Raw genomic sequence first — 24,010 nt, 5'->3', positions numbered from 1 at the left:
GCTTGATTTTAGCATGCGGTATGTGCCGCCCTCCTGGGTCCGATTTCCCTGGCCGGCGACGAAGTCTACCGAGGCTCGATGAAATTAGTATCAGACCATGCAGATACTCCTGGCCCGAACCGCACCCGCAAGTCGGACCCCATTCACACAGACGAACGCGGCCAGCCTCGGCAATATCATCGCCACATCCCAATATGCCCGTGTGATATCGTCTCGCTCAGACCTCGAACTCTAGCGTGTTTGGAGATGCCATGCTTAGCGCATTACATAGCTTGTTCGATCGGGTAGCCGTGCAGATACCCGGCGCCAGGACCGACCCCAACCTCGATCCGGAAATGCAGAGGGTGTTAAACCGGCTGGCTGAGCGAATCAGGAATGCGCCGATCGATCCCGTTCCGAACGACAACATCTATATCGAGAATGCTTTTACCTCGAGAATCTACGCGCAGATTCTCGAATATCTTCCAGACGAGAATGCCTACGACTTCATCGTGCATCCCGATGCTGTGCTACCAGATGGCACGGTCACGCGCAAACTGCTGGATCTGAGCGAACGCACCCTGCCACGGTTGAATCCGAAACAACGGGCATTCTGGAAACGCATGCTCGGTGTGATGACGTCACCCGCGCTGGTCGATGCGATTACCACCAAGTTCGCGAAGGGCATTGCAGCCGCCTACGGTGACGAATGGCCAGAGTTGATACCCGTGCCCGTTTTCTACCGCGACTATCCGGGATATCGGATTGGGATTCATCCAGACATCGCGTGCAAGATTGCAACGATGCAATTCTATTTCCCCCGCGACCTCTCGCAAGTTCACCTCGGTACGTCCTTTCATATCCGGAATGGAACGGAATTCGAACTGCACAAGACGAATGAATTCAAGCCCAACTCAGCCTACGCCTTTGTTCGCGCGGAAAACAGCTGGCATAGCGTGCAACGGCTCGCGCTCACGGAGAAAGTGCGAGACACGCTTGCGCTCACGATCTATATCAAAGGTACGGAGTACCAAAGCCCATACCGGGCGGCCGAAAAGTAGCTAGTTCTGGCAGCACCGCACGCTCGAAGGTAAAAAGACTCCTTGAATCGGACTAACCGCTCGCTACCCATGCACGAAAAATACAACAAGGAAATTCAGGTCATTCGGGCAGCGGCAATACTGGCGGTCTTTGTTCGGCACCTTCCTATTCTGTACCCCTGGAATCACGCTATTTGGGAAAACGCAGGCCGGGGACTCTGGGTAGGCGTCGATTTGTTCTTTTGCATTTCCGGCTACGTCATCGCAAAGAGTCTGCTTCCCCGGCTCGAAGGCAAACTCGGCCTCGAATTCTGGTACGAAACGTGGGCCTTCTGGCTGAGACGCATCTACCGGATCGTGCCGTCGGCCTGGCTATGGGCCCTCATCGGGGTTCTGGTGCTGACGGCGGCCGGCCAGCACGGCTTCCGGGAACAGAACCTCGCGGACCTCACGTCCATCGTTCTGAACGTTGCCAACCTGCACTTCTACCAGTGCTTTCGAGGTGCCGCGAACTGCGGAAGTTTCGAATACTATTGGACCCTGTCGCTCGAGGAGCAGTTCTATCTCCTCCTTCCCCTCGCAATTCTCATTCTAGGCAGGCGCCTCACGGTGGCGTTCGCCGCACTCGTGCTGCTACAGATATTCCTCTACCGCCCCCAGTTGGGAAATCTGCTTGCGTTCATCAAAACCGATGCAATCATGCTTGGCGTCCTGATCGCACAGTTTTCACGCACCCAGTATCACCGCGTCCTGGCACAACAGTTCAACCGGGCAGGTATCAGCCGGTTGCTACCGGTCCTGTTGCTCGCAAGCCTGTTCGCATGCACACGATTCGAAATCGTCAGTTTTTATACTGGCCTCGCAGCCGCAATCTCGGCCGCCGCAATATGCCTCGCATCGTTTGAGCGCGGGTACTTTCTGCCGCCGTCGATATTTGCGCCAATTCTGGTCTGGATCGGTGAGCGCTCGTTTGCGATCTACCTCATCCACCCGCTAATCTTCTACGTCTTGAATGACCTCTGCATTCGCGTGATGCCGGAAGGGACGCACCTGGATTCGACCTGGACATTGCGTTATACGATTGCCGCCGTGGCGCTCACGGCAATCCTTGCCGAGTTCAATTATCGATTTGTCGAAAATCCACTGCGGCGAAAGGGGCGTAAGCTGGCAAGCCGCATGACCATCGCCACTAGTGGCGGCTAAGCTCGACCCCGCACAGCAGAACCATACAGGCTTCGTAGAAGCTACCCGGGCAGCCGCTCGGCTACAGCGCGCTTACCCGCACCGCGATGCAGAAAGCGCTGCTCCACGAAGTGATAGGATAAACTCGAGCAAACGATGGTCAGTGCAGAGAACAGCCCGAATCCAATCAAGGTCTGCCCATGCGCAAACGCTGCAGCATTCAGCCGCTTGAGGATGTCCACAACCAATACCATAAGCGGCAGGTGACAAAGATAAATCGAATACGATCGTTCTCCTATCCACAAGGCCAGTGAACCCAGGCGGCCATTCGAGTAGCTATCCCCCCGCAGCGCCGAAAGCATGCACAAACCAGCGCCTGCCCCCATTCCCCAGAAAATCCAATGCGGCGGTAGCACGTTCGGAGCAATCAGGCAGAGCACGAGGCCCACACCCAGCACAATCCGGCAACCCCAGACAGGCAGTCCGCGAATGCCCGGAGCGTAGGTATTGCCGAGAAAGTACACAACGCAACCTGCTGTGAATGCTGCGGGCCGGAAAACCCATGGCAACGAAAACATGGTTGCGGGGAAAAAGGAGAGAACGGCAGTCAGCACCAGCAGGATGCCAAGTACGTAGTACCTCCCAAGGAAGTAGAACGATAGCGCCAGGACCGCGTAAAGCTGCCACTCCAGCGAAAGCGACCAGGTGACCCCGTTGTAGTCGCCATTGCCGCACGTCCCTTGCGCAACCTGAAAGCAGTATGACCAATAAACGTTCGAAACGCCGAAAAGGGCAGCCAACGCACCCCTTGTCGCGAGAAAGACTGACCGCAGAGGCGGATCGTCGAGGTATGCAGCGAGTATGATGGAGAAGCAGTTCCAGCAAAGGAGCGCTGGGAGCAAACGGCGAACCCGGTGTTCTGCAAACATTTTGAGCGCAGCAACTTTTCCATCCGTTTTCTCTGCGTAACGCACGCACGCCTGGCACATCAGAAAGCCCGAAATAGCCAAAAAAATATCCACGCCGGTCCAGCCGGATACATGGCTATGCAGATATTGAAAGGCCGGAGGAACAGGTAGGCGCCAGTAGTGCTGAAAAATGACGGCAATGATGGCCAGCGCGCGGAGAACCTGGATGTCCCGGATCTTCGCCGGTGCAACTTCCGCAATCATTTTTACCTTCCAGCTCGTAAGTTCAAACGTAGTACCTTCGCTGATTCCGGATTCCCGGAAGACAACACGTCAAGGTCGGGATGCTACACAAGTCTGCGTCGTACCATCAACTACACACATAAGCCTGCAAGGCAATACCAGCCCGATGTATGGCTAGCATTTTGTAACATTACAGATCGTTACATTTATGTCATGAATGTGTATGCTTGGGTACAATCTTTGTGTAGTAGCTAGCACACGCAAACGTTTCCGCCATATTGCAATACAGCCGTGCTAGAGGGCGTCATGGCTGTCATATTTGCTTGCATCGAGACAGACCTGCCGCGTCGATGCAAACGTTTTCGCGCCCATTCAACCCCTGTCCCACATGCTCCTATGGCCACGATCAGCCGATCCGCGCAGTTTCCGATTGCCTCGGAGGCGTAACAAATTATGAGAGCAACCCTCAGTGAGCTGGCGACGCGCCTGTTTCCCTCGCGGCGCGTGGCGCGTAACCTGCAGCATCTCGAAGAGCTGGTCGTGCAACTACTGAATGATAACCGGCAGGCACTTACCAGTGGACTCGATCAACAACGCGACCAGTTCGAAGCACATGCCACGTTGCTGGAGCAGTCATTTGAGCAACTCAAGCAAAAGCTCTCCCGAGAGCACGAAACGCTCAACGAACTAAGCCAGAAAGTCACCGAGGTCTTCGCAACACAGCACCCGAGGCGGCTCTTCATCTCGACTGGCTACTTCGCCACAACAGTGGCAGCAGCAATCGCGCAGCAGCAAAACCGGGTGTTCGATGACTATCTTCTGGTGACCCTCGACAGGCAATCAGGCACCGAGAATCGCAAGTGGGCGTATCAGTTGAAAGAAGACTGGGTTGGCGTTCAAACCATCTCCCACGAGGATTACTATGAACGCACCCAGGCTTCACCAGAACTGCCGTTCTCGGATATCGAGTTCGCTGAAATCTATTCTCCGTTTGTCGAGATGGGCGAGTTCGTGCGTCACAATTTTCCTGCCCAACGTTACGAATATTATGAAGAAGGGCTGACAAGTTACCTCCAGGCGTTGCGATTCGCGCCCCACGACACGAATTCGCGATTCTTTGCGCTGGCTCCGACAGTGCTTCGGAATGCTGACATTGACACGGTCCCTGTGGACTGCGCTGTATTCACACAGCTTCTACGCCGCAGTGCGCAATGCTACCGAATTCCGCGCCTGGCCGGTAAGCGTAACATCATCATCGTTACCAGCGGTGCAGCACCTCACGACGGCATGTCCCCAGCAGCCTACCTGGACCCTTATACCGAACTGGTAGCAACGCTAATTGGCAAGGGCTATACGGTGTGGGTGAAAGATCATCCGCGCGTGCCCCTCAAAGAGACCTTCCCTACCTCGAAAGTGGCCCAAATGGGTGGGCGATTGCTCGAAACTGACGCACCACTGCTAGAGACAGTGATTTCGCATAATGCACCCGCAATCGCTGCAATCGTCTCGGTCTACTCAAGCATTCTCGTGCATGCGTATTCGTTATTTGGCATACCCGCATTTTCGCTGCATGCGCAACCGACCGGTGAGACCCAACGATGGTGGAAGGGTGTCCAGGACGCTATCGTCCCAGACGTTGTCGATCTTGAAAATTCGTGCCCCAACGACCTCGACCGCGTGACGCGCGATTTTCACAATCAAAACCTCCAATGGGTGCCCCCCGTGTAAATCACAGTCATCACCAGCAGCAAACACGTCCAATGCTTGAAACCTTCGATAAGTTCAATCTGCGGACTCTGATACGTTAGTGGTATTGACAACAATTCCACCCTGGCGACGCGGACCCAAGCCGGGAGACACTGGTGTGATGCCTCGCCCGACTGGTCGCCTACACAGCATCAACGCTCATCGCCCAAATCCTTTGCGGCAGTGCAGAACGTGGCCACCGCCGCCCTGTAACCTCACAGTTAGGTATAATTCCTGCGGAGTCGCACCGGGCCTTACGCATCCTCGCATACATCACATACCGAGCCAGGTCGGCTCACACTACGTTGGTGGGGCCACATGGGCCTATGCCCAATCCACCGTTGCCACTCAAATGTATCGAAAAGTAAGCTGCCAGGAATGAGCGGCCGGAGGGTATTGTGATAGATCTGTCGTATATAGTTCCTGCACATAATGTCGAGGCGTTTATCGAGCCATGCTTGACTAGCCTCGCGCGCTCTGTCGGAATGACATACGAAATTGTTGTGGTCGACGACCGGTCGACGGACGACACGATGTCCGTTGTGCGAAAGCTCGCTGCGCAACATCCTGAAACCCGATTTGTGCTGGCATCCACTCAGGACCATGATGAATATAAGGTCGGCGGACTTGGTGCCGCCCGTAACGTCGGGGTCTCGCTTGCACAGGGTCGCTACCTGAGCTTCGTCGACAGTGACGACTGGATCGAAGCACGTGCTTTCGCCAATCTGGTCGTACTGCTCGATCGCGATAACGCAGACTTCGGCTGGCTGCGCGCCGTCACCTACAACCAGCGATCGGACGAATTCACGTCGTTCAACGACGAGGCATTGCGCAACGGAGTGCTCAGCGGCCGCACGGTGGTAGCGACCAATCTTGCTGAAACACCTTCGCTATGCCGCTTTGAGCCGTCATCGTGCAACCGCGTGTATCGTGCCAGCTTCTTCCGCGAGAAGGTAGGGCCATTCCGCGTTAGTCTTCTCTACGAGGACGTCCCAACGCACTATCGCGCGCTCGTTGGCGCGTCGCGGATCCTGATTACGTCGATGACCGGCTACTATTACCGGGTCAATCGGCCAGGGCAAATCACGAGCCGCAACGATGAGAAGCGCTTCGACTACATCAAGATCCTGAACGAAATCGCGGGCGACAACTCACTGCGGACAATGTCCACCCTTGCCGCGCCGGAAATGATCAGCTACCTGGTCGACTTCGGCATCTGGTGTTTCAACAGCATTAGTTTCCCCCTGCGCGAGCGCTTCATTGGCGAATTCGCCGATGCCCTGCGCCGCTTTCCCGCCGACTGGATCAACGAGGTATTGAGCAACCATTGGCGCGAAGACAGGCAGTCTTACAGGTTATGGCTGATTCTTAACGGGCTCGCACGCGACCTGTCGCTTTACCAAACCGGCGTCACCGAAGCGCGCACGTCGTTCCGTTTTTATCTCGACACCGGGCGCAAGCAGCATGCCCGTATTGCCATACAAAGACGGACCCGTTCCGCTGCATCGCAACTGGCTCGCCGACTCAAGCTCGCTTAATCAGACATGTCGTTACACGCACTTTCCGATTTCCTCCCGGCCGCAATCGCAGATAGCCGTCGCTCGCACTGGCTGTCGTCTGCGAACAACCTCCCCGCGATCAAGCAGGCTTGCGACTCAATCAGCAACTCGGCTCATGCTGAGGCACTTCTTGCCGCGAGCCCCGCAAAGGTCATGCTTCATATCGGTGGGAACGCGGCTCCGCGAGCATTTCAGTTCGCAAAATCCGACTCAACACGGCGAGCTGTCGTCTATCACCCGCTCGCAACGACGCGAGAAGAGTTGAAAGCGCTTATCACACAGGAGCCGGACTGCGGTGTCATCTGCATCAATGACATGTCGGAGTTCGGTGATACGTTAGACACCCTCAATTGCGGCAGCGATATTTGTGTCTACTTCGACTGGCCTTACTTCGACCTCCAGACGATCAGCAAGATCGCGTCGATTGCGACCATCGACGTACTCATCGGCGGCTTCGAAGAGCATCGAATCCCTGGGCGTCATCTGTATCAGGCACTCAAGCCGCTGACGCGGTCGTTCCGCCTCTACTCCCACGACCGTTGGAACGTGATTCACTGGAATCGCAGTCAGGCGGTTGACGTAAGTATTATTGTGCCGGCCTACAATATCGAGGCGTATCTGCCACAATGCCTCGACTCCCTGGCCGGAATCCGCGACATTACCGCGGAAGTGCTCGTAATCGACGACGGGTCGAAAGACAGCAGCGCCGCGATCGTCCGCGAGTACGAGAAGAAGTACAGTCATATCCGGCTCATCTCTCAGACTAACGGCGGGTGCGCAGCAGCCCGTCAACGCGGCCTTGATGAAGCGCGCGGCACCTATGTCGGTTTTGTCGACGGCGACGATTGGGTAACTCCCGGGATGTTCGAAAAGCTGTTCGGCTGCGCGGTCGATACCAATGCTGACGTGGCTCTATGCGGATACGTCGAGGAATACACAGCGAGCGGTAAAAGCGCAAATGTGGAAGAGCACTTTGGGTCGGCACGTCGAATGTTTTTCGACTGCTATCAGGTTGATCCGGATGAGGTCGTTCTGCACGCACCGACTATCTGGCGCAAGATATTCCGAAAGAATTTTCTTGACGTGAATCGCGTAGGATTTCATACGAACATCCGCCGCTTCGATGACCTCCTGTTTAATGCCGAAGCACTACTGTGTCGCCCGTATGTGGTTGCAACAAGCGGATACATGTACCACTACCGACTGGAGCGCCCCGGTCAAACTGTGGGCTTCAAAGACGAACGCCTGTTCGTTCATTTTGATATTTTCAACGCGCTACTCGAGCGCATCCAAATTCTCGGTAACCTGGAGGCCGAGACGCTTTTCAAGCAGATTCAAATTAGTACCCACTTCTGGGTACACGGCCTGCTTGAAGACTCGCTCAAGGAAAAATATGAACAGAATGCGTCAAAGGATATTTTTTCCACGCTTCAACTTCTGAAGCATGATCGCGTGTTAGCTCTCGCCGGCCATCTCTCCCGGGAAAAAGAAGCCTTCGTGCGCAATCTGGCCAAGCACATACATAACTGAGTGGGCTGCCAGGCGTCGGATGCCTGGGCGCTTGAAGCGGCGATCACTTGCAACGCGCAGTCGGTCGCCGCGACCCACTCACATCCTGTGCACTCGTAATACGAACGCGCCGGCTATCCCGCAACGCTTTGCCCCAAGTACACAGTGAGGCAAAGCGAAGGTCCTTGGCGGCAACCAGGCCATGCGACAGAATTGGCCGCCACAATCGCCACCCCGGTGCGGAGCCATAGTGCCGAAACACGGCAAGCTGATTGCGCAGGTTGTAATAGTGCTTGAGCCCGTACGGCCCATCCCGCAAACGCCCCTTTGCGCCGCGCAAATGCGTAACGGAAGCCTTGGGCACCAGCCAGATCGACCACCCTGCCTTACCTAGACGCAGCGAATACTCCGTGTCGTCGTAGGCGAGAAAGAACGAAGCGTTCGGCACCCCAACCTCACGCACGGATTCCGCGTTCACCAAAAAGCCAACGAACGAACCCGTATCGACCTTGACGAGCGGCTTTGCATAGCTCTCGCTCGCCACTGGTGGCTCACGTAATGTCTTCGGATCGAAAAAGCGCCGATGCATCAACGCGAGCTGCCCGAATTCGACCACGGCAGTACACAGCGCACCCACACGCTGTGCCCGCAATTCGGGCAAGGCGGCCATAAGCTGCGCCACAAGATCGGGAGCAGCGATCGCGTCATCGTCCAGTAACAGTATCCAGTCAGGATCGTGTTGCATCGCGCGGTCAACGCCGGCCGCGAAGCCGCCTGCCCCACCAAGATTCTCGTCAAGCCGCAGGACGTCAACGTGGTCAAAACCTTGCAGCACCTGCGGCGTTGCCGGCCCGCTCGCATTGTCGACCACCACGATCGACTGCAGGGCGTATGTCTGGGTGCTCAGCGCTCTTAGCGCCTCAGCAAGCAGTTGTGGCCGGTTGTGAGTAACGACGACAGCCGCAACATTCACTGCAGCGGATCCACGAAGAAGCGCGGCACTTCCTGACCAGCGGCCTCGGCGGCCAGGAACACATCGGCTGCGTCCAATGCCTCGCGAATCGTCACGTGCATATCGAGATAGCGATAGGTGCCCAGACGGCCGACGAAGCTTACGCCGCGCTCCTGATTCGCGAGGTCGACGTAATGCTTGAGCATCGTCTTTTCCTTCGCGAGACGGATCGGATAGTACGGTACATCGTTCTCGCCGCAGAATCGGCTGTGCTCCTTGAAAATCAACGTGCGTTCGTGCGATTCCCAAGGCGCGAAGTGCTTATGCTCCGAAATGCGCGTCCAGGGCACATCGACATCGCAATAGTTGATCACTGCGTTACCCTGATAGTCGCCGTCGTGACGCGACGCCTCGAAGTCAAGCGTACGGTACCCAAGCCGGCCATCCTTGTAGCCGAACCATCCGTCGATCGGGCCACTGTAGAAAACGTGTGCATATTCGCCGGCTTGCGCGCGGTCAAAGCGCTCGTTCAGATGAACCTTGATGGACGGGTGGTCCAGCAGCTTTTCGACAATGTACGTGTAGCCGTTCTTGGGCATGCCCTGGAAGGCACTGTTGTAGTAGTTGTCGTCGTAATTGAACCGTACCGGCAAGCGCTTCAAAATACTTGCCTGCAGTTCGGTCGGATGCATGCCCCACTGCTTCGTTGTATAGCCGAGAAAGAAGGCTTCATAGAGGTCACGGCCAACGAACTTGAGCGCTTGCTCCTCGAAATTCTGCGGCGTTTCGATCGACTTGTCGCCGAGCGACGCGAGAAATTCCTTTGCCTCTGACGGTGAAAGCGCCTTGCCGAAGAACTGGTTGATCGTAAGCAGGTTGATCGGCAGCGTATAGACTCGACCTTTGACGATCGCCTTCACGCGATTGACGAACGGCATGAACTCATCGAACTGGTTCACGAATTTCCAGACCTGTTCGTCGTTGGTATGGAAGATATGCGGACCATAGACATGAACCATCACGCCCGTATCGGCATCGCGTTCCGAATGGCAGTTGCCCGCGAGGTGTGGCCGCGTATCGAACACGTCGACGCTATAGCCTTCGCGCGCGAGCCTGTAAGCTAGAACAGCCCCGGTAAAGCCCGCTCCAACGATTCCGATTTTCTTCACTTCCAGCCCTTTCAACGATTAATAACAAATCCCGCGCGGACACCCACAGTCACCACGTTCGCGGCAAAGCATCAGTCTGCCCGCATTCTCCCTGCGGCCCGGAGCGCATGCAAGCTCGGCCGTGTAACGAATATTTGGGGGCACGAACCTGATCGTGCACCACCACCGAGGCGAACGCCGCTCACCGCCCCATCATCACATCGCGGGCCCAGAACAGGCGCCGCTGCACGAAGTTCGGCAATTGACGCCAGATCTTGCGTGAGAAGCGATAAAACAAGCTCCGGTTCATCCCGGCATCGAGAGTCGGAACGGCAATCGGACGACGCTCAATCACCGCCTCGTACCAGAACGTACGGCGCAGGTAATACCAGTAGAAATACGCGAGCGGCGCGTCGGCGTTGTTCCAAGGCTTCGCCTCGAATCCCGCGTAGTGAATCATCTGCGGGTTCGCGAATGCTTCGCGTACCTTCTCGGCCAGATTCCGATGGAGGCCGGAAACGACATCCATCGAGACATTGACCACGTTCCAGCCAAGATCGAGAAACTTGACGCGACCGAGCAGATGCTTGTTCAGCACGTCTTGATCGAGGAACCAGTAGCGCTTGCTGGTAAGGTCGGCGTTAGCGCTCTCGCGCAGGTTCATCTCGCGCAAAGCCTTTAGATCCATGACGATCAGTCCAGCCTGGAAGTAATCGTCACCGCGGTCGCCCATGCCGAGCCAGTCACGCAGATAGTCACCCGCACGCGCGCCGCCGGCCTCCTTGAGCGCAGGCACGCCAGTTGCCGCGAAGCTGCGCATGATGATGTCAGGCACGGCACCCACGGCGCGACCATCGAGATTCATGTCGTAGAGGCTCGAAAGATCTCCCAGCACTACCGTGTCCGCGTCGACATAGACAACGCGATCGTGGTTGGCAAGCAGTTCGCCGAGACTCAGTCGATAAAACGTCGCCGCAGAAAAGTGTGCATGCAACGGAATATCCGAAAACATGTGCGAGCACGCCACGAACGTGAGGCTGCCGCGTCCGTTCAGGCGGAATTGCCGCTCCAGCAAGGCACGCTGATCGGCGGGGATGCCGCCATCCAGCACGACAAGGTCGAGTTCGCGCCGCGGATCGAGGTTGGCCTGCACGGACGTCATAAAGGTCGCGAGGTGCGGCACAAAATTGCCATCGGATGCGGTGACGACACTCACCACGTTACCCGCCGGACGCGCGGGTGCACGATACGCGGAACGCTCGTCACGGACGAAGACACGTTCCAACTCGACGTAGGTTGCCGGGTCGGCAAGGCGCTTATGCGCAAAAATGTTGAAAAGGCGCTCGGACATGTAGCCAAACACGCGCTGCGCGGCAACCGAGTAGTTCGTCAGGTCGAGGCGGCGCTCCACCTCGAACAGAATCGAAAACACCCATTCGCAGTACTCGTCGAACAGGTCGCGGCGCAACACAAAAATATTCGTGAAGTACCCATCGTGCGAATCCATAACAGCGTCGAAATGCGTGACGTCGGCGGGATACAGGTCACCGATCACCGAGCGCAGCACGTCGAGATCCGGCTCGTAGTGGTGATCAGCTCTCACGTAATGCTCACGAAGCGTGCGGTTACTGGCGTTGCGCACCGACCACTTCTGCGGCAGCACGGCTAGCAGGCCAGGCTTGGAGGCAAGCAACGCCTCGACGCGCGATGCCGTCAGGCCCAGAGCTCCGATTGTTACTTCGTCGAGACGATCGTAGTTCGCGCAACCGTGCACGTCGATCTCATGCGTCGCGCCGCTGAAATCGAGAAAACGCCGGTAATGCATCAGGCCTACCCATTTTGCGTCGCGGTCGTTCTTCCAAGCCCAATATACCGCTGTCAGTTCACAAAACGTTCCGTTCTTAAGGGAAATGTTGTCGCCCGTATCGTCGCGCATCAGGCCAAGATCGACCAATGACCGCGCCGCACCTACCTGTATCGGATGAAAGCACGAATCCGACACCGTAGCCGGTACCGGCTTGTGTTGGCAGACGTAGATGTGAGCATGACTGGACGTCGTCGACATGGCTGTTTGAATCGGTGAGCGGAAAAACGGATAGATAAAATCGAATGCTCGATCGCACGAGAAACGCTAGACCGGCTGGTCGACCGGTACTTCGGTCAGCGTACCCTTTTCTAGCAGAATTTTGCGGTTGCAGACCTTTTGAACGAGCTGCGGCGAATGCGATGCCATCACAAGGATCGAAGACCGCTCCACGAGCGAACTCAATCGGTCTGACGCCTTTTTGTTGAACGACGCATCCCCCACGGACAGCCATTCGTCCATCAGAAGGATATCGGGATGCACCGCGGTCGATACGGCAAATGCGAGGCGCAAGGCCATCCCGCTCGAATAAGTGCGTGTCGGCATGTTGAGGTAGTCCCCCAATTCGCTGAACGCGGCGATCTCGTCGATTCTCTCCTCAATCTCGCCCGGATGCAGCCCCATCACAACGCCGCGCAGGAAAATGTTCTCGTAGCCGGTCGCTTCGGGATCCATTCCAAGTGAGAGGTCGAGCAACGAGCCAATCTTGCCCTTCACGTCAAGGGTGCCAAACACCGGCGCATAAACGCCCGACAGGACCCGCAGCAGCGTGGTCTTTCCCGCGCCATTGTGCCCGACCAACGCGACCCGGTCTCCTGGCTTGAATTCGAAGCTCGCATCGCTCACGGCGCGCACCACTACGTGCTTGCCCGCGTCGCGCGCGACCCGTCCACCTGTGGTCGCACGTAGCATAGCCTTCTTCAAAGACCTGTGCGATGCGTTGAAAATAGGGAACTCGACCGTGATGTGGTCGGCGCGAATATGTGCGGAGTCCATTCGACGATCCTGTCAAAGCCAATATGCAATGCGATGCCGGAAGCGGGAAAGCAGCAGTGACGCCATCACCGCGAAAACGGCCGTCGTCCCCAATACCCAGACCCACGACTGCAAAGGAGGCGGGGTACCGAGCAACGGATCGCGCACAAGGTTGATGAGATGGGTCGCAGGATTGAGATCCACAAGCCACGAGAAGCGCGCTCCAAGCGTCTTCGGTTGCCACAGGATCGGTGTGACATAAAAACCAATCATGGTCAGATTCTGGACGACTGGCTGCAGATCGCGAAACCGGGTGCAGGGAATGGCGACGCACAGCGACGCGAAATAGACCGCCGTCGAGGCGAGCAGCAGACCAGGTATCGCCACGAGCGCTGTCCATGACCAGCCCGGCCCGACAAACGAGATCACAACGACGACGACGAGAAAATTGTGCGCCAGGATAATCAGATTGCGCATGACCAGCCGCAGAATATACGATGGCATTGGCAAGCGCGTCTGCTTCAGCACACCCTCGAACTGCGTGAATCCCAAGCACGACTCATTGATTTGCGTCGAGTAGAACGACCAAAACACTTGCCCCACCGCATAAAACGGCAAGTATTCATGTATCTGCATGTTGAAAATGAGCGACCAGACCGCGCCCAGCGTGGCAATCAGGATGCCGGTGCTGAGCGTCATCCAGAACGGGCCAAGCACCGAACGGCGATAACGCTGCTTGATGTCGTACCATGCGAGCAGGCACCAGAGATGAGGTGCTCTGGCCGTATCCCACAGTTCATTCCTGCGAAAATCTATTCGTCCCATAAATCGAGATGTGGTGAATTTAATTGTCATCGCTCGACGAAAGCCGACGATATCGCTGCGGCGGCCAACTGCCGAAGCCATCAGGTTACGTCGGGCAGCTGCATACAGTTGCCGCCCGATCGCGCCGGGTTCAATTGCATACCGGCGCTATTGACAAGCCATACCTTTCGAAAGCAGATCGGGGGTCATCAATGCCCAGGCACGCGAATTCTTTGAACTCGCCAGCGGGCGTATCCGGCGCCTCATCCATCAGCGGAAAATCCAAACGGTAAGTGATTACGCATACCCTGCAATCTCGGCCGACCGCTTGATTCATTGTGCAGAAGTCGCGAAAAGCAGTGCAACGCCCCTAGGGATTACCAGTACCTTTCGAGCCCGACACCCAAGGTTCAGCGTGAAAAATAAGCTTTCCATTATAGCGGAGCCACTGTCCAGTACATGTAATGTACATTCTGAGACATCCGTTACATCCCCAACTGTCCGGATTTACATTCTTGCGAAAATTGCTCAGCGTACATCACCACCGGGCGCCGGCGAACCGTGCAGCATAGTCAGAATATTCCTTCATTACGCAATCAAGCGTGTCCTGCCAATCGGGAGCAAAGATACCGAATGCCTGCCTGATCTTGTCCGTGCCCAAGCACGAGTTGGCCGGACGCGCGGCCTTGGATGGGTAATCCTGAGTCTTGATAGGGACCACATTTGGGCGACGCGTCGGAGGCAGGTAGCTGAAGATGGTTGACGCGAAACCGTGCCACGACGTACTCCCTGCGGCCGTCAGATGGTACACCCCACCGTTGCGCGCCCACCACGCCTCCTGCTCCCCTCTTTCCCGAGGCACTTGCGCCAGGATTTGCGTGGTCGCCGCTGCGATCGTGCGGCTCCAGGTCGGGGCGCCGCGCTGATCCACCACGACGCTCAGTTCGTCGCGATTTTCCGCGATGCGCAGCATGGTCAACAGGAAGTTTCCGCCACGCAACCCGTATACCCAGCTTGTGCGGAATACGAGATGACGCCCACCAACCTCAGCAATCGCCACTTCGCCGGCCAGCTTGCTACGGCCATAGACATTGACTGGGCTAGCCAGATCAGTCTCGATATAGGGATGCGTCAATGTGCCATCAAAGACGTAATCGGTCGAGTAATGAATAAGCGCCGAGCCCAACCGTTTCGCCTCTTCCGCCAGTACGCCCGGTGCTTCTGCATTGACCCGTTGCGCGAGCAACGACTCGTCCTCCGCACGATCCACGGCGGTATATGCCGCCGCATTGACAATGACCGCCGGTTCCAGCGCACGCACAACTTGCCGTATCTGGTCCAGATTTGCCAGATCAAGCCCGCGCCGATCTAGCCCCACGAGACGACCGAATCCCCGCAAAAGGCACATCAACTCCTGGCCGAGCTGACCGTTGGTGCCCAGCAGCAGAATCACCGGCAGCTCACTTCCGCCCGACCTTTGTGAATACAGAGCGAGGTTATGCATAGAGTTGCGCATCTGCCAGGCGGCAGCCCATCGCATCCTTCCCCGCCAGGATCGGTTGAAAATCGATGGGCCAGTCGATGCCGATTTGCGGATCATCCCATGCGAGGCAGCGCTCGAACTCCGGGTGCCAATAGTCCGTCGTCTTGTAGAGGAACTGGGCGCTCTCCGAAAGCACAACGAAACCGTGCGCGAAGCCAGGCGGCACCCATAGCGAACGATGATTTTCTGCAGAAAGGTGCACGCCAACCCATTTACCGAAGTTCGGAGAACTACGGCGCAGATCGACAGCCACGTCGAACACGTCACCCTCCACCGCGCGCACGAGTTTGCCTTGTGCGTGTTCGATCTGATAGTGCATACCACGCAGCACTCCACGGACCGAGCGAGAATGATTGTCCTGTACGAACTCGACACCCGGCACCACCTGCGCAGCGAATTCACGCGCATTGAAGCTCTCGAAGAAGAAACCTCGGGCGTCGCCGAAAACTTTCGGTTCGACTATCACCACCTCTGGCAACGTCGTAGCAGTCACTGAGATTGCCATATCACCTTGTCAGACAATAAGCTTTTGATATAGCGGCCGTAGCCGTTCTTGCCCAGCGCAGCAGCGAGCGTCTCGAGCTGCGCTGCATCGATCCAGCGGTTGCGATATGCAATCTCTTCCGGGCAAGCGACCACGAGTCCCTGACGTCGCTGTAGCGTCGCGATGAACGTCGCCGCTTCGATCAACGAATCATGCGTGCCAGTATCGAGCCAGGCGTAGCCGCGCCCCATGATGTCCACCCGAAGTTGTCCCTTCTCAAGATAGCGGGAATTGACATCGGTGATCTCCAGTTCGCCTCGCGCAGAGGGCCGGACATCCGCCGCGATATCGCATACATCACCGTCGTAGAAATACAGCCCCGTAACCGCGTAGTTCGAACGGGGTACCTTTGGCTTTTCCTCGATCGACAATGCACGATAGGCATCATCGAATTCGACGACACCGTAGCGCTCCGGGTCTGTCACATGGTAGGCGAAGACCGTTGCACCTTCCGCGCGTGCGTTCGCAGCAACGAGCTGGCGCGCAAGGTCATGCCCGTAGAAGATGTTGTCGCCAAGCACCAGCGCACTTGGCGCGCCGCCGACAAATTCACGGCCAATCACGAACGCCTGAGCGAGACCGTCGGGCGACGGCTGCACGGCATATTGCAAATTGATTCCCCACCGCGAGCCGTCGCCGAGCAACGTCTCAAAACGCGGCGTGTCGGCAGGCGTGGAAATCACCAGGATGTCCCGTATCCCCGCCAGCATTAGCGTAGTGAGCGGATAGTAGATCATCGGCTTGTCGTAGACAGGCAACAACTGCTTCGATACGGCCTGCGTGATCGGATAAAGCCGCGTGCCCGAACCGCCGGCTAGAATAATACCTTTTCGCTTCATGGGTGCATCCTCGGACCACTCAGACATAGTGTGTTTCGATCCAGCAGCGATATTCGCCGCTCGTCACACCCTCGACCCATTCTGTATTGTCCAGATACCACTGCACCGTCTTGTGTAGACCCGTTTCGAACGTCTGCGCGGGTCGCCAGCCGAGTTCCGACTCGATGCGTCGCGCATCGATCGCGTAGCGGCGATCGTGTCCAGGGCGGTCCGTAACGAACTGGATCTGTTGTGCATACGGTACTCCCGAAGAAGTCGGCTTCAGCTCGTCCAGGAAGCGGCAAATAGTCTTCACGACATCGATGTTGGCCAACTCGTTACAACCGCCGATATTGTATGTTTCTCCGGGCACGCCGCGATCGAGAACGACATCAATGGCTTCGCAGTGGTCTTCAACGTAGAGCCAGTCACGCACGTTGCGGCCATCGCCGTAGACGGGAAGCGCCTTGCCACCTAGCGCATTAGTAATCGTAAGTGGAATCAGCTTCTCAGGAAACTGATACGGCCCGTAGTTGTTCGAACAGTTCGTGGTGAGCGTCGGCAAGCCATAGGTATGGTGCCAGGCACGCACAAGATGATCAGATGCGGCCTTGCTCGCCGAATACGGGCTGCTGGGTGCATAAGGCGTCCGCTCGTTGAACGCCGGATCGTTGGGCTCGAGCGAACCATACACCTCGTCGGTCGAGACATGCAGGAATCGGAAGGCCTCACGCTGCCCGCCCGAAAGCGTCCGATACCAGGCGGTCGCTGCTTCGAGCATTGTGAATGTACCGACTACATTGGTCTGCACGAACTCTCCGGGTCCGCGGATAGAGCGATCCACATGGCTTTCCGCGGCGAAGTGGAGGATCGCACGCGGTTGATGCTTCTGGATGAGCCCATCGATGGCTTCGCGATCGCAAATGTCCACCTGGGCAAACACATAGCGTGAATCGTGCTCGACGCCCCGGAGCGTGGCCGCGTTGCCCGCATACGTCAGCTTGTCAACGTTCAGGACCGGCTCGTCTCGGTGAGCCAGCCAGTTGAGAATGAAATTGCTGCCGATAAAGCCGGCACCACCAGTCACCAGAATCACGACTTGCTCCTTACACCGTTCATGCCTTGTCTGCCCTCAAGCCTTGGCCTGGGCGCTGCTCCAGCGCGACTCGAGCCAAGCGCCGAACTCCTGTGCCACCTCAGGATGTCGCAACGCAAACTCAACTGTCGCCTTCAGGTAGCCCAGTTTGCTGCCGCAGTCGAAGCGACGGCCTCGATAGTTGTACGCCAGCACCTGCTCGTCGGCGAGCAACGACTGGATTGCGTCCGTAAGCTGGAGTTCGCTGCCAGCACCTGGTTTGATCCGGCGCAAGTGCTCGAAAATGCGCGGCTTGAGGATATAGCGACCCACAACGCCGAGATTCGACGGCGCCACATTCGGCTCCGGCTTTTCTACGATACCCGAAAGCTTGATGATCGACTCCTCCCACTCCTTGCCCGCGACCACGCCATACGACGTCGAGTCCTCAGGTGCAATGATCTCCACGCCCAGCACGGAACTATGGTAATGATCGAACACCTCGATCATCTGCTTCATGACGGGCGGGTCGCCCTCAAGCAGGTCGTCGGCAAGCATCACGGCGAACGGGTGGTTCCCTACCATTTTCTCGGCACAAAGCACAGCGTGCCCAAGACCGAGCGCTTCTGGCTGGCGCACATAGAAGCAATCGATATGGCTCGGCTTGATGCTGCGGACGATATCGAGCAACTGCGTCTTGCCGCGCATCTCCAGTTCAGCCTCGATTTCGTATGACTTATCAAAGTGATCCTCTACGGCCCGCTTGCTACGACCGGTCACGAAGATCATTTCAGTGATACCAGCAGCGATCGCTTCCTCGACAGCATATTGAATCAACGGCTTGTCGACGATTGGCAACATTTCCTTGGCGCTAGCCTTCGTTGCCGGCAGAAACCGGGTGCCGAGACCGGCAATTGGAAAGACCGCTTTGGTGACGTTCAGCATTGGGAGCGTTACTCGGATCGAACACTTTTTAGTAAAAATCCACCGCGTGGACGTGGCGCGCTAATAGTATACAGTCCTCGAAACCCCTACGACGTGATTCTCGTTCTCGCCGGGCACAAGAGTGCATCGACCGTGCCTCAATCTGGTAGGGTGTAACGCTTTTCCATTACACATTGCACCGCGAATGACCGACCAGCAACGCCCTTCCGTTCCGCTCGCCTTCGGTGATCTGCAGGGGTGCCGCACCTCATTCCGTGAGCTCCTGGTCAAAGCTGAGCCCTCGCTCGATACCCCGCTCTGGTTCGCCGGCGATCTCATCAACCGCGGCCCCGATTCGCTCGCGACGCTGCGCGACGTGATCGCACTGGGCGATCGCGCGGTGGCCGTGCTCGGCAATCACGACCTGCATCTTCTGTCGGTCTCAGCAGGTATACGCAAGTCGAAGAGGGGCGACACGATTGACGAGATTCTCCGCGCCCCCGACGCCGCCGACCTGCTGCACTGGGTGCGTCATCGCCCGATCGCGCATTACGAGCACGACATTCTGATGGTGCATGCCGGCGTGCTACCGCAATGGGACATCGATTTGACGTTGGAATTGGCCCGCGATCTCGAGAAGGCACTCCGCCGTAACAACTGGAAGGAAACGCTCGCCGGTCTCTACGGCAACGAGCCGAACCGGTGGTCGAAAGACCTGAAGGGTATTGATCGCCTGCGCATCACGTGCAGCGCGCTAACCCGCATGCGCTTTTGCAACAATGACGGTGCGATGGAGTTCAGCGCGAGCGGCGGGCTCGACTCCGCGCCCGCCGGTTACATGCCGTGGTTCGATGTCCCGGGGCGAAAGACCAAAAACAGCACAGTCGTGTTCGGGCACTGGGCTGCGCTCGGCCTCATGATGCGTGATAACCTGATCGGCCTCGACTCGGGCTGCGTGTGGGGCGGCCGACTCTCAGCGGTGCGACTCGCGCCCCACCAGGAGGACCGTTTGCTCACACAGGTCGACTGCAGCGGGTGCAGGGCCGCAGCCTGAAGCGTAGCCTTGGCGCCACTCTCTCACTCGCTGGCAAACATCCGGCGCAGCTTGCGGATAAACGGGGGGCGCCTCTGCGGCGGGCACGAGCATCTACAATTTCCTCTGCGAGCCAGCCAGCACCCGGACATCGGTCCTGCGCACGCACGCAGGATTGACCTCGACTTTCAGCGAGTGGTCCGTAAGCTCGCGGCACAGCGCGAAGGGTACCCCGTGCAAACCTCGACCGCTTCTCCAGCCACGTTCGATTCGAGCAGGTGCTGGTATACCTACACGATATAGCGCGCATCCGAAAAAATCACGTGCGACATCGATATTACCAAGTGAAATCATGCGCTCTCGCCGCGCGAAGTGCGAGACTATCTTTGGCACGAGGAAGCGCTCCGATCGACTACGTCAGTGTAGTTAAACGGTCGCGTGACCACGATCGGAAGACGGTTGAACCAAGTCCGCACGGGCGACTCCATCGCCGCCCCGCTCGCCGCGCAGTGGTTGATCAGCGCTATAGGGAACGTCTCGTTGATCGGATCTCCCAACACGTCGCCCAAGATAATCGCGCGGCTCGCAATCAGACTCCAGTCCGGCGTGTGGGTCGCGCCCTCCAAGGCCTGCACCAGGTTAAGGCTGCCGAGCACGTGACGCGATAAAAATCGCGCCCTTGGAATGGCCAACAAAGCTGATTGCGGCGAGATGCACGAGGTGCATTGGACGGAATTCGCAAATCAGGCTGCAGCACCGCTCAATCGGTGTGATAGCGAGCCTTTCTTCGATATCACACACAGCCGCGTTTCCTGACATCGAGCAGCCGACCATGTCGTGGTCCGCAGCGGCCAACTCCGCTGCGATATGGGTGCCAATCAAGCCAGGCAGGCAATGAAACCCGCCCCTGGGCGCCGGATTGAAGCGTCATGGGTAACTCTCCTGGCAAAAAGGCGTTCGGACTCTGCCCTTCAAACCCCCACCGCCCCCCGCATCGACTCCAGCGCCGCCTCCACCGCCGCCTGCGCCTGCCCGGCGAGCTTGCGCCGGTCGCCTTCGGCCGCGATCGGCTCGCCCACATACACGTGCGCGGTAAGCGGCCCCGCCTTTAAAAGCGCATCGAGCGACTGCTTGAGCGACACGTCATCGATATACGCCGGCGCCAGCGACTGCCGCCCCTGCGCATCCTCGTAGTAGATGCACAGCGGCTGCACCGGCTGCTCCGCTTCCACCGCCGCCTGGAACAGGTTCGTGTGAAACGGCTTGAGCGCCCGCCCGTCCGAGGTCGTGCCTTCGGGGAACACGCACATCAGTTCGCCGCGCTGAAGCCGCGCCGCGAGTTCGTGCATGATGCGCCGCGCGTCGCTGCGCTTTTCGCGCTCGACGAACACCGTATCGAGGTTTTGCGCAAACCAGCCGATCAGCGGCCAGTTGCGGATCTCGGCCTTGGAGACGAACGGCGTCGGCCGCCACGCATTGATCACGTAGATGTCGATCCACGAGATATGGTTGCTGACGACGAGCGCGCCCGCATCGAGCGTCGCCGCGTCGTTGTGGACGACGAGCTTCATGCCGCACAGTTCGAGCATCCTGAGCGACCACGCGCGGTTCATGGCGTGGCGCGCCTCGGCGCTCGCGCGCGGAAAGCGCAGCGCGACGGTGCAGGCACCGCGCAGCAGGTGGGCAAGCAGACGGGTCTTGCGTACGAAGAGGCTCATGGTCAACGAGACGAAAACGGTATCGATCGGTGCGTGCCGTGTAGGTGGATGGTACGAAAGGCCTTCAATGGCGCTCGAAGCCGATGCGCCCAGCGACAATCGTCGCGCGCACCACGGCAGGCAGTTCGTAGCCGAGGAACGGCGTATTGTGCCCCTGGCTCTTCAATGCCCGCGGCTCCACGTGCCAGTGCGCCCTGGCGTCGAAGAGGCAAAGGTCGGCGTGCGCACCCGGCGCCAGATGCCCTGCCTGCGCCCCGATCACCGCGGCCGGCACCGAGGTCACGCGCGCGAGCGCCTTCGCGAGCGGCACGCCCGCTTCCTGAGCCCATTTCACGGTGAGCGAGAGCAGGAGTTCGAGGCCCGTCGCGCCCGGCGTGGCCTCGCCGAAGGGCAGCAGCTTTTCGTCGTCGTCCACGGGCGTATGGTCGGAGCAGATCGCGTCGATCGTGCCGTCGGCGAGACCCGCGCGTATCGCTTCGCGGTCGCGCTGCTGGCGCAGCGGCGGGTCGAGGCGGAACTGCGCATTGAAATAGCCGATGTCCATGTCGATCAGGTGGAGGTGGTTTGCGCTCACATCGCAGGTCACGGGCAGACCCTCGGCCTTCGCCGCGCGCACGAGCGCGACGCCCGCCGCCGACGAGAGGTGCATCACGTGCACGCGCGCGCCCGTCACGCGCATCAGTTCGAAGAGCGTGAAGAGCGCGATCGTCTCCGCGCTCACGGGCACGCCGGAGAGGCCCATGCGCGAGGCCACCGCGCCGCTCGCCGCCACGCCGCCCTTCGCGAGATACGCGTCCTGCGGCCGCAGCCAGACGGCGTAGCCGTAGGTGCTCGCGTACTGGAGCGCGCGCAGCAGGACCTGGGTATCGGCGATCGGGTGGTCGGCCTGGGTGAAGCCGATGCAGCCCGCTTCGGTCAGCGACACCATTTCGGTGATCACCTCGCCCTTGAGGCCCACCGTGAGCGCGCCCAGCGGATACACGCGCGCGCGTTCGAGCTTGCTCACGCGAAAGCCGAGCATTTCGATCAGGCCCGCCTCGTCGAGCACGGGGTCGGTGTCGGGCGGGCACACGAGGCTCGTCACCCCGCCCGCCAGCGCCGCGGCCATTTCGGAGTCGAGCGTCGCCTTGTGCTCGTAGCCCGGTTCGCGCAGCCGCGCGCACAGGTCCACGAGGCCCGGTGCGATATGCAGCCCGCGCGCGTCGAGGGTCCGGTCGGCGTGGAAGTCGGCGGGCGCCTCGCCCAGCGCGACGATCTTCCCCGCCGCGATGTACACGTCCTGTCTGGGTTCGGTGCCGCCCTCGGGATCGATCAGCGTGCCGCCTTGAATATGGATCTTCATGCGCTGCCTTTGTTGTCTCGCCTGTTCACTCGTGGTTGCCGGCGACAATGCCCATCACGGCCATGCGCACCGCGATGCCGAAGCTCACCTGGTCGAGGATCACCGACTGCGGGCCGTCGGCCACCTGCGAGTCGATTTCGACGCCGCGGTTCATCGGCCCCGGGTGCATCACGATCGCGTCGGGCGCGGCCAGCGCCAGCCGTTCGGACGTGAGGCCCCAGCTCTTGAAGTATTCCTGCGCGGAGGGCAGCAGCGCGCCGCTCATGCGTTCGTTCTGCAGGCGCAGCATGATGACGACATCGACGTCCTTGAGGCCCTCGTCGAGGTTGTGGAACACACGCACGCCCATCTGTTCGAGGCCGCCCGGCAGGAGCGTGCGCGGACCGATCGCGCGCACTTCGGGCACGCCCAGCGTCGTGAGCGCGTGAATGTCCGAGCGCGCCACGCGCGAATGCAGGATGTCGCCCACGATCGCCACGCGCAGGTTCGTGAAGTCGCGCTTGTAGTGGCGAATCGTGTACATGTCGAGCAGCCCCTGGGTGGGGTGCGCGTGGCGTCCGTCGCCCGCGTTGATCACGTGCACGTGCGGTGCGCAGTGTTCGGCGATCAGATACGGTGCGCCGCTCGACGCGTGGCGCACGACGAACATGTCGGCGTGCATGGCCGAGAGGTTGCCGATCGTGTCGAGCAGCGATTCGCCCTTGCTCGTCGACGAGGCGTTGATGTTCAGGTTCAGCACGTCCGCCGAGAGGCGCTTCGCAGCGATTTCGAAGGTCGTGCGCGTGCGCGTGGAGTTCTCGAAGAACAGGTTGAACACCGATTTGCCGCGCAGGAGCGGCACCTTCTTCACGTCGCGGTCGGTGACGCTCACGAACTGCGCGGCCGTGTCGAGAATATGCGTGACGATCGCGCGCGGCAGGCCCTCGATCGTCAGCAGATGCTTGAGCTCTCCGTTCTTCGTGAGCTGCGGATTGCCCTTCAGGAAGCCATGGCGAAAGCGTCCGCTATCGGTGCTGCGGGCTTCGCGGGAAGTGGGCTGGGTGTTCATGGTAGGGGTCCTCTGGATGCAGGGCCGGGTCAAACGCAACAACGAAGGTGGGCGCG

Annotated in this window: 21 protein-coding genes; 6 read left to right on the top strand and 15 right to left on the bottom strand. The window is 58.7% G+C overall.

The window, feature by feature from the left end:
• The first annotated feature begins 251 nt into the window (after positions 1-251).
• Complete coding sequence (locus BFE01S_RS39160) at positions 252-1,040, top strand: hypothetical protein (protein WP_156967055.1); 789 nt, start codon at positions 252-254, stop codon at positions 1,038-1,040.
• Positions 1,041-1,109: 69 nt separating this feature from the next.
• Positions 1,110-2,222 (top strand): acyltransferase family protein, encoded by a 1,113-nt coding sequence (locus BFE01S_RS17940; RefSeq protein ID WP_042337879.1) that lies wholly within the window; start codon positions 1,110-1,112, stop codon positions 2,220-2,222.
• Positions 2,223-2,263: 41 nt separating this feature from the next.
• On the opposite strand, the gene BFE01S_RS17935 is transcribed toward BFE01S_RS17940, so the two are convergent.
• Positions 2,264-3,373 carry an acyltransferase family protein gene (locus BFE01S_RS17935; protein ID WP_028226699.1) on the bottom strand — a complete coding sequence of 370 codons (1,110 nt, stop codon included), beginning with the start codon at positions 3,371-3,373 and terminating at the stop codon, positions 2,264-2,266.
• A 432-nt stretch (positions 3,374-3,805) separates the two neighbouring features.
• Between BFE01S_RS17935 and BFE01S_RS17930 the strand changes: the two genes are divergently transcribed.
• From BFE01S_RS17930 to BFE01S_RS41945, 3 genes are all read left to right on the top strand, one after another.
• Positions 3,806-5,080 carry a polysialyltransferase family glycosyltransferase gene (locus BFE01S_RS17930; RefSeq protein WP_028226698.1) on the top strand — a complete coding sequence of 425 codons (1,275 nt, stop codon included), beginning with the start codon at positions 3,806-3,808 and terminating at the stop codon, positions 5,078-5,080.
• A gap of 416 nt (positions 5,081-5,496) precedes the next feature.
• The gene (locus tag BFE01S_RS17925; protein WP_245621128.1) at positions 5,497-6,636 is read left to right on the top strand and encodes a glycosyltransferase family 2 protein; all 1,140 of its coding nucleotides are present in this window, start codon (positions 5,497-5,499) and stop codon (positions 6,634-6,636) included.
• A 6-nt stretch (positions 6,637-6,642) separates the two neighbouring features.
• Positions 6,643-8,187, top strand: coding sequence for a glycosyltransferase family 2 protein (locus BFE01S_RS41945; RefSeq protein ID WP_084170016.1), 1,545 nt, complete (start codon positions 6,643-6,645; stop codon positions 8,185-8,187).
• A gap of 43 nt (positions 8,188-8,230) precedes the next feature.
• On the opposite strand, the gene BFE01S_RS39150 is transcribed toward BFE01S_RS41945, so the two are convergent.
• From BFE01S_RS39150 to galU, 10 genes are all read right to left on the bottom strand, one after another.
• Complete coding sequence (locus BFE01S_RS39150) at positions 8,231-9,139, bottom strand: glycosyltransferase (RefSeq protein WP_042337877.1); 909 nt, start codon at positions 9,137-9,139, stop codon at positions 8,231-8,233.
• A complete protein-coding gene (gene glf / locus BFE01S_RS17910) occupies positions 9,136-10,287 on the bottom strand; it encodes a UDP-galactopyranose mutase (protein WP_028226695.1) in 1,152 nt (383 codons plus the stop codon). Before glf ends, BFE01S_RS39150 begins: the two co-directional genes overlap by 4 nt.
• Before the next feature lie 181 nt (positions 10,288-10,468).
• The gene (locus BFE01S_RS17905) at positions 10,469-12,331 is read right to left on the bottom strand and encodes a DUF4422 domain-containing protein (RefSeq protein WP_028226694.1); all 1,863 of its coding nucleotides are present in this window, start codon (positions 12,329-12,331) and stop codon (positions 10,469-10,471) included.
• A gap of 66 nt (positions 12,332-12,397) precedes the next feature.
• The gene (locus tag BFE01S_RS17900; RefSeq protein ID WP_028226693.1) at positions 12,398-13,126 is read right to left on the bottom strand and encodes an ABC transporter ATP-binding protein; all 729 of its coding nucleotides are present in this window, start codon (positions 13,124-13,126) and stop codon (positions 12,398-12,400) included.
• Positions 13,127-13,138: 12 nt separating this feature from the next.
• Complete coding sequence (locus BFE01S_RS17895) at positions 13,139-14,011, bottom strand: ABC transporter permease (RefSeq protein WP_245621127.1); 873 nt, start codon at positions 14,009-14,011, stop codon at positions 13,139-13,141.
• A gap of 436 nt (positions 14,012-14,447) precedes the next feature.
• Positions 14,448-15,413: a dTDP-4-dehydrorhamnose reductase gene (rfbD, locus tag BFE01S_RS39145; RefSeq protein ID WP_042337876.1), complete on the bottom strand. Its 966-nt coding sequence runs from the start codon at positions 15,411-15,413 to the stop codon at positions 14,448-14,450.
• Positions 15,406-15,957, bottom strand: coding sequence for a dTDP-4-dehydrorhamnose 3,5-epimerase (gene rfbC, locus BFE01S_RS17885; RefSeq protein ID WP_028226691.1), 552 nt, complete (start codon positions 15,955-15,957; stop codon positions 15,406-15,408). The genes rfbD and rfbC overlap by 8 nt, the downstream gene beginning before the upstream one ends.
• Positions 15,942-16,835, bottom strand: coding sequence for a glucose-1-phosphate thymidylyltransferase RfbA (gene rfbA / locus BFE01S_RS17880; RefSeq protein WP_028226690.1), 894 nt, complete (start codon positions 16,833-16,835; stop codon positions 15,942-15,944). Before rfbA ends, rfbC begins: the two co-directional genes overlap by 16 nt.
• Before the next feature lie 19 nt (positions 16,836-16,854).
• Entirely contained in the window at positions 16,855-17,910 is a 1,056-nt protein-coding gene (gene rfbB, locus BFE01S_RS17875; RefSeq protein ID WP_028226689.1) for a dTDP-glucose 4,6-dehydratase, read from the bottom strand.
• Between the two features lie 36 nt (positions 17,911-17,946).
• On the bottom strand, positions 17,947-18,834 hold the full coding sequence (galU, locus tag BFE01S_RS17870) for a UTP--glucose-1-phosphate uridylyltransferase GalU (protein ID WP_028226688.1): 888 nt from the start codon (positions 18,832-18,834) through the stop codon (positions 17,947-17,949).
• Between the two features lie 184 nt (positions 18,835-19,018).
• On the opposite strand from galU, the gene BFE01S_RS17865 reads away from it, so the two are divergent.
• The gene (locus BFE01S_RS17865) at positions 19,019-19,867 is read left to right on the top strand and encodes a symmetrical bis(5'-nucleosyl)-tetraphosphatase (protein ID WP_028226687.1); all 849 of its coding nucleotides are present in this window, start codon (positions 19,019-19,021) and stop codon (positions 19,865-19,867) included.
• 618 nt (positions 19,868-20,485) lie between these two features.
• Here the strand turns inward: BFE01S_RS17865 and BFE01S_RS46570 are convergent.
• The 4 genes from BFE01S_RS46570 to BFE01S_RS17845 all read right to left on the bottom strand — a co-directional run bounded on the left by BFE01S_RS46570 (position 20,486) and on the right by BFE01S_RS17845 (position 23,954).
• Positions 20,486-20,680 (bottom strand): hypothetical protein, encoded by a 195-nt coding sequence (locus BFE01S_RS46570; protein ID WP_407668221.1) that lies wholly within the window; start codon positions 20,678-20,680, stop codon positions 20,486-20,488.
• 137 nt (positions 20,681-20,817) lie between these two features.
• Positions 20,818-21,564, bottom strand: coding sequence for a lysophospholipid acyltransferase family protein (locus tag BFE01S_RS39135; RefSeq protein WP_042337875.1), 747 nt, complete (start codon positions 21,562-21,564; stop codon positions 20,818-20,820).
• A gap of 64 nt (positions 21,565-21,628) precedes the next feature.
• Positions 21,629-22,906, bottom strand: a complete 1,278-nt coding sequence (locus tag BFE01S_RS17850; RefSeq protein ID WP_028226685.1) for a dihydroorotase — start codon at positions 22,904-22,906, stop codon at positions 21,629-21,631.
• A 25-nt stretch (positions 22,907-22,931) separates the two neighbouring features.
• Positions 22,932-23,954: an aspartate carbamoyltransferase catalytic subunit gene (locus BFE01S_RS17845; RefSeq protein WP_028226684.1), complete on the bottom strand. Its 1,023-nt coding sequence runs from the start codon at positions 23,952-23,954 to the stop codon at positions 22,932-22,934.
• Positions 23,955-24,010 lie beyond the last annotated feature (56 nt).

It is taken from the genome of Paraburkholderia ferrariae NBRC 106233 (assembly GCF_000685035.1).
GTDB classification, from domain to species: domain Bacteria; phylum Pseudomonadota; class Gammaproteobacteria; order Burkholderiales; family Burkholderiaceae; genus Paraburkholderia; species Paraburkholderia ferrariae.
Note: the sequence above shows the minus strand (reverse complement) of the source record. Positions and strands in the feature narration are given on the sequence as shown.

Coding starts and splice junctions, on each gene's coding strand:
- BFE01S_RS39160 (WP_156967055.1), top strand. CDS start 252: ATGCTTAGCGCATTACATAGCTTGTTCGATCGGGTAGCCGTGCAGATA.
- BFE01S_RS17940 (WP_042337879.1), top strand. CDS start 1,110: ATGCACGAAAAATACAACAAGGAAATTCAGGTCATTCGGGCAGCGGCA.
- BFE01S_RS17935 (WP_028226699.1), bottom strand. CDS start 3,373: ATGATTGCGGAAGTTGCACCGGCGAAGATCCGGGACATCCAGGTTCTC.
- BFE01S_RS17930 (WP_028226698.1), top strand. CDS start 3,806: ATGAGAGCAACCCTCAGTGAGCTGGCGACGCGCCTGTTTCCCTCGCGG.
- BFE01S_RS41945 (WP_084170016.1), top strand. CDS start 6,643: ATGTCGTTACACGCACTTTCCGATTTCCTCCCGGCCGCAATCGCAGAT.
- BFE01S_RS17905 (WP_028226694.1), bottom strand. CDS start 12,331: ATGTCGACGACGTCCAGTCATGCTCACATCTACGTCTGCCAACACAAG.
- BFE01S_RS17900 (WP_028226693.1), bottom strand. CDS start 13,126: ATGGACTCCGCACATATTCGCGCCGACCACATCACGGTCGAGTTCCCT.
- BFE01S_RS17895 (WP_245621127.1), bottom strand. CDS start 14,011: ATGGCTTCGGCAGTTGGCCGCCGCAGCGATATCGTCGGCTTTCGTCGA.
- rfbD (WP_042337876.1), bottom strand. CDS start 15,413: ATGCATAACCTCGCTCTGTATTCACAAAGGTCGGGCGGAAGTGAGCTG.
- rfbC (WP_028226691.1), bottom strand. CDS start 15,957: ATGGCAATCTCAGTGACTGCTACGACGTTGCCAGAGGTGGTGATAGTC.
- rfbA (WP_028226690.1), bottom strand. CDS start 16,835: ATGAAGCGAAAAGGTATTATTCTAGCCGGCGGTTCGGGCACGCGGCTT.
- galU (WP_028226688.1), bottom strand. CDS start 18,834: ATGCTGAACGTCACCAAAGCGGTCTTTCCAATTGCCGGTCTCGGCACC.
- BFE01S_RS17865 (WP_028226687.1), top strand. CDS start 19,019: ATGACCGACCAGCAACGCCCTTCCGTTCCGCTCGCCTTCGGTGATCTG.
- BFE01S_RS46570 (WP_407668221.1), bottom strand. CDS start 20,680: ATGGTCGGCTGCTCGATGTCAGGAAACGCGGCTGTGTGTGATATCGAA.
- BFE01S_RS39135 (WP_042337875.1), bottom strand. CDS start 21,564: ATGAGCCTCTTCGTACGCAAGACCCGTCTGCTTGCCCACCTGCTGCGC.
- BFE01S_RS17850 (WP_028226685.1), bottom strand. CDS start 22,906: ATGAAGATCCATATTCAAGGCGGCACGCTGATCGATCCCGAGGGCGGC.
- BFE01S_RS17845 (WP_028226684.1), bottom strand. CDS start 23,954: ATGAACACCCAGCCCACTTCCCGCGAAGCCCGCAGCACCGATAGCGGA.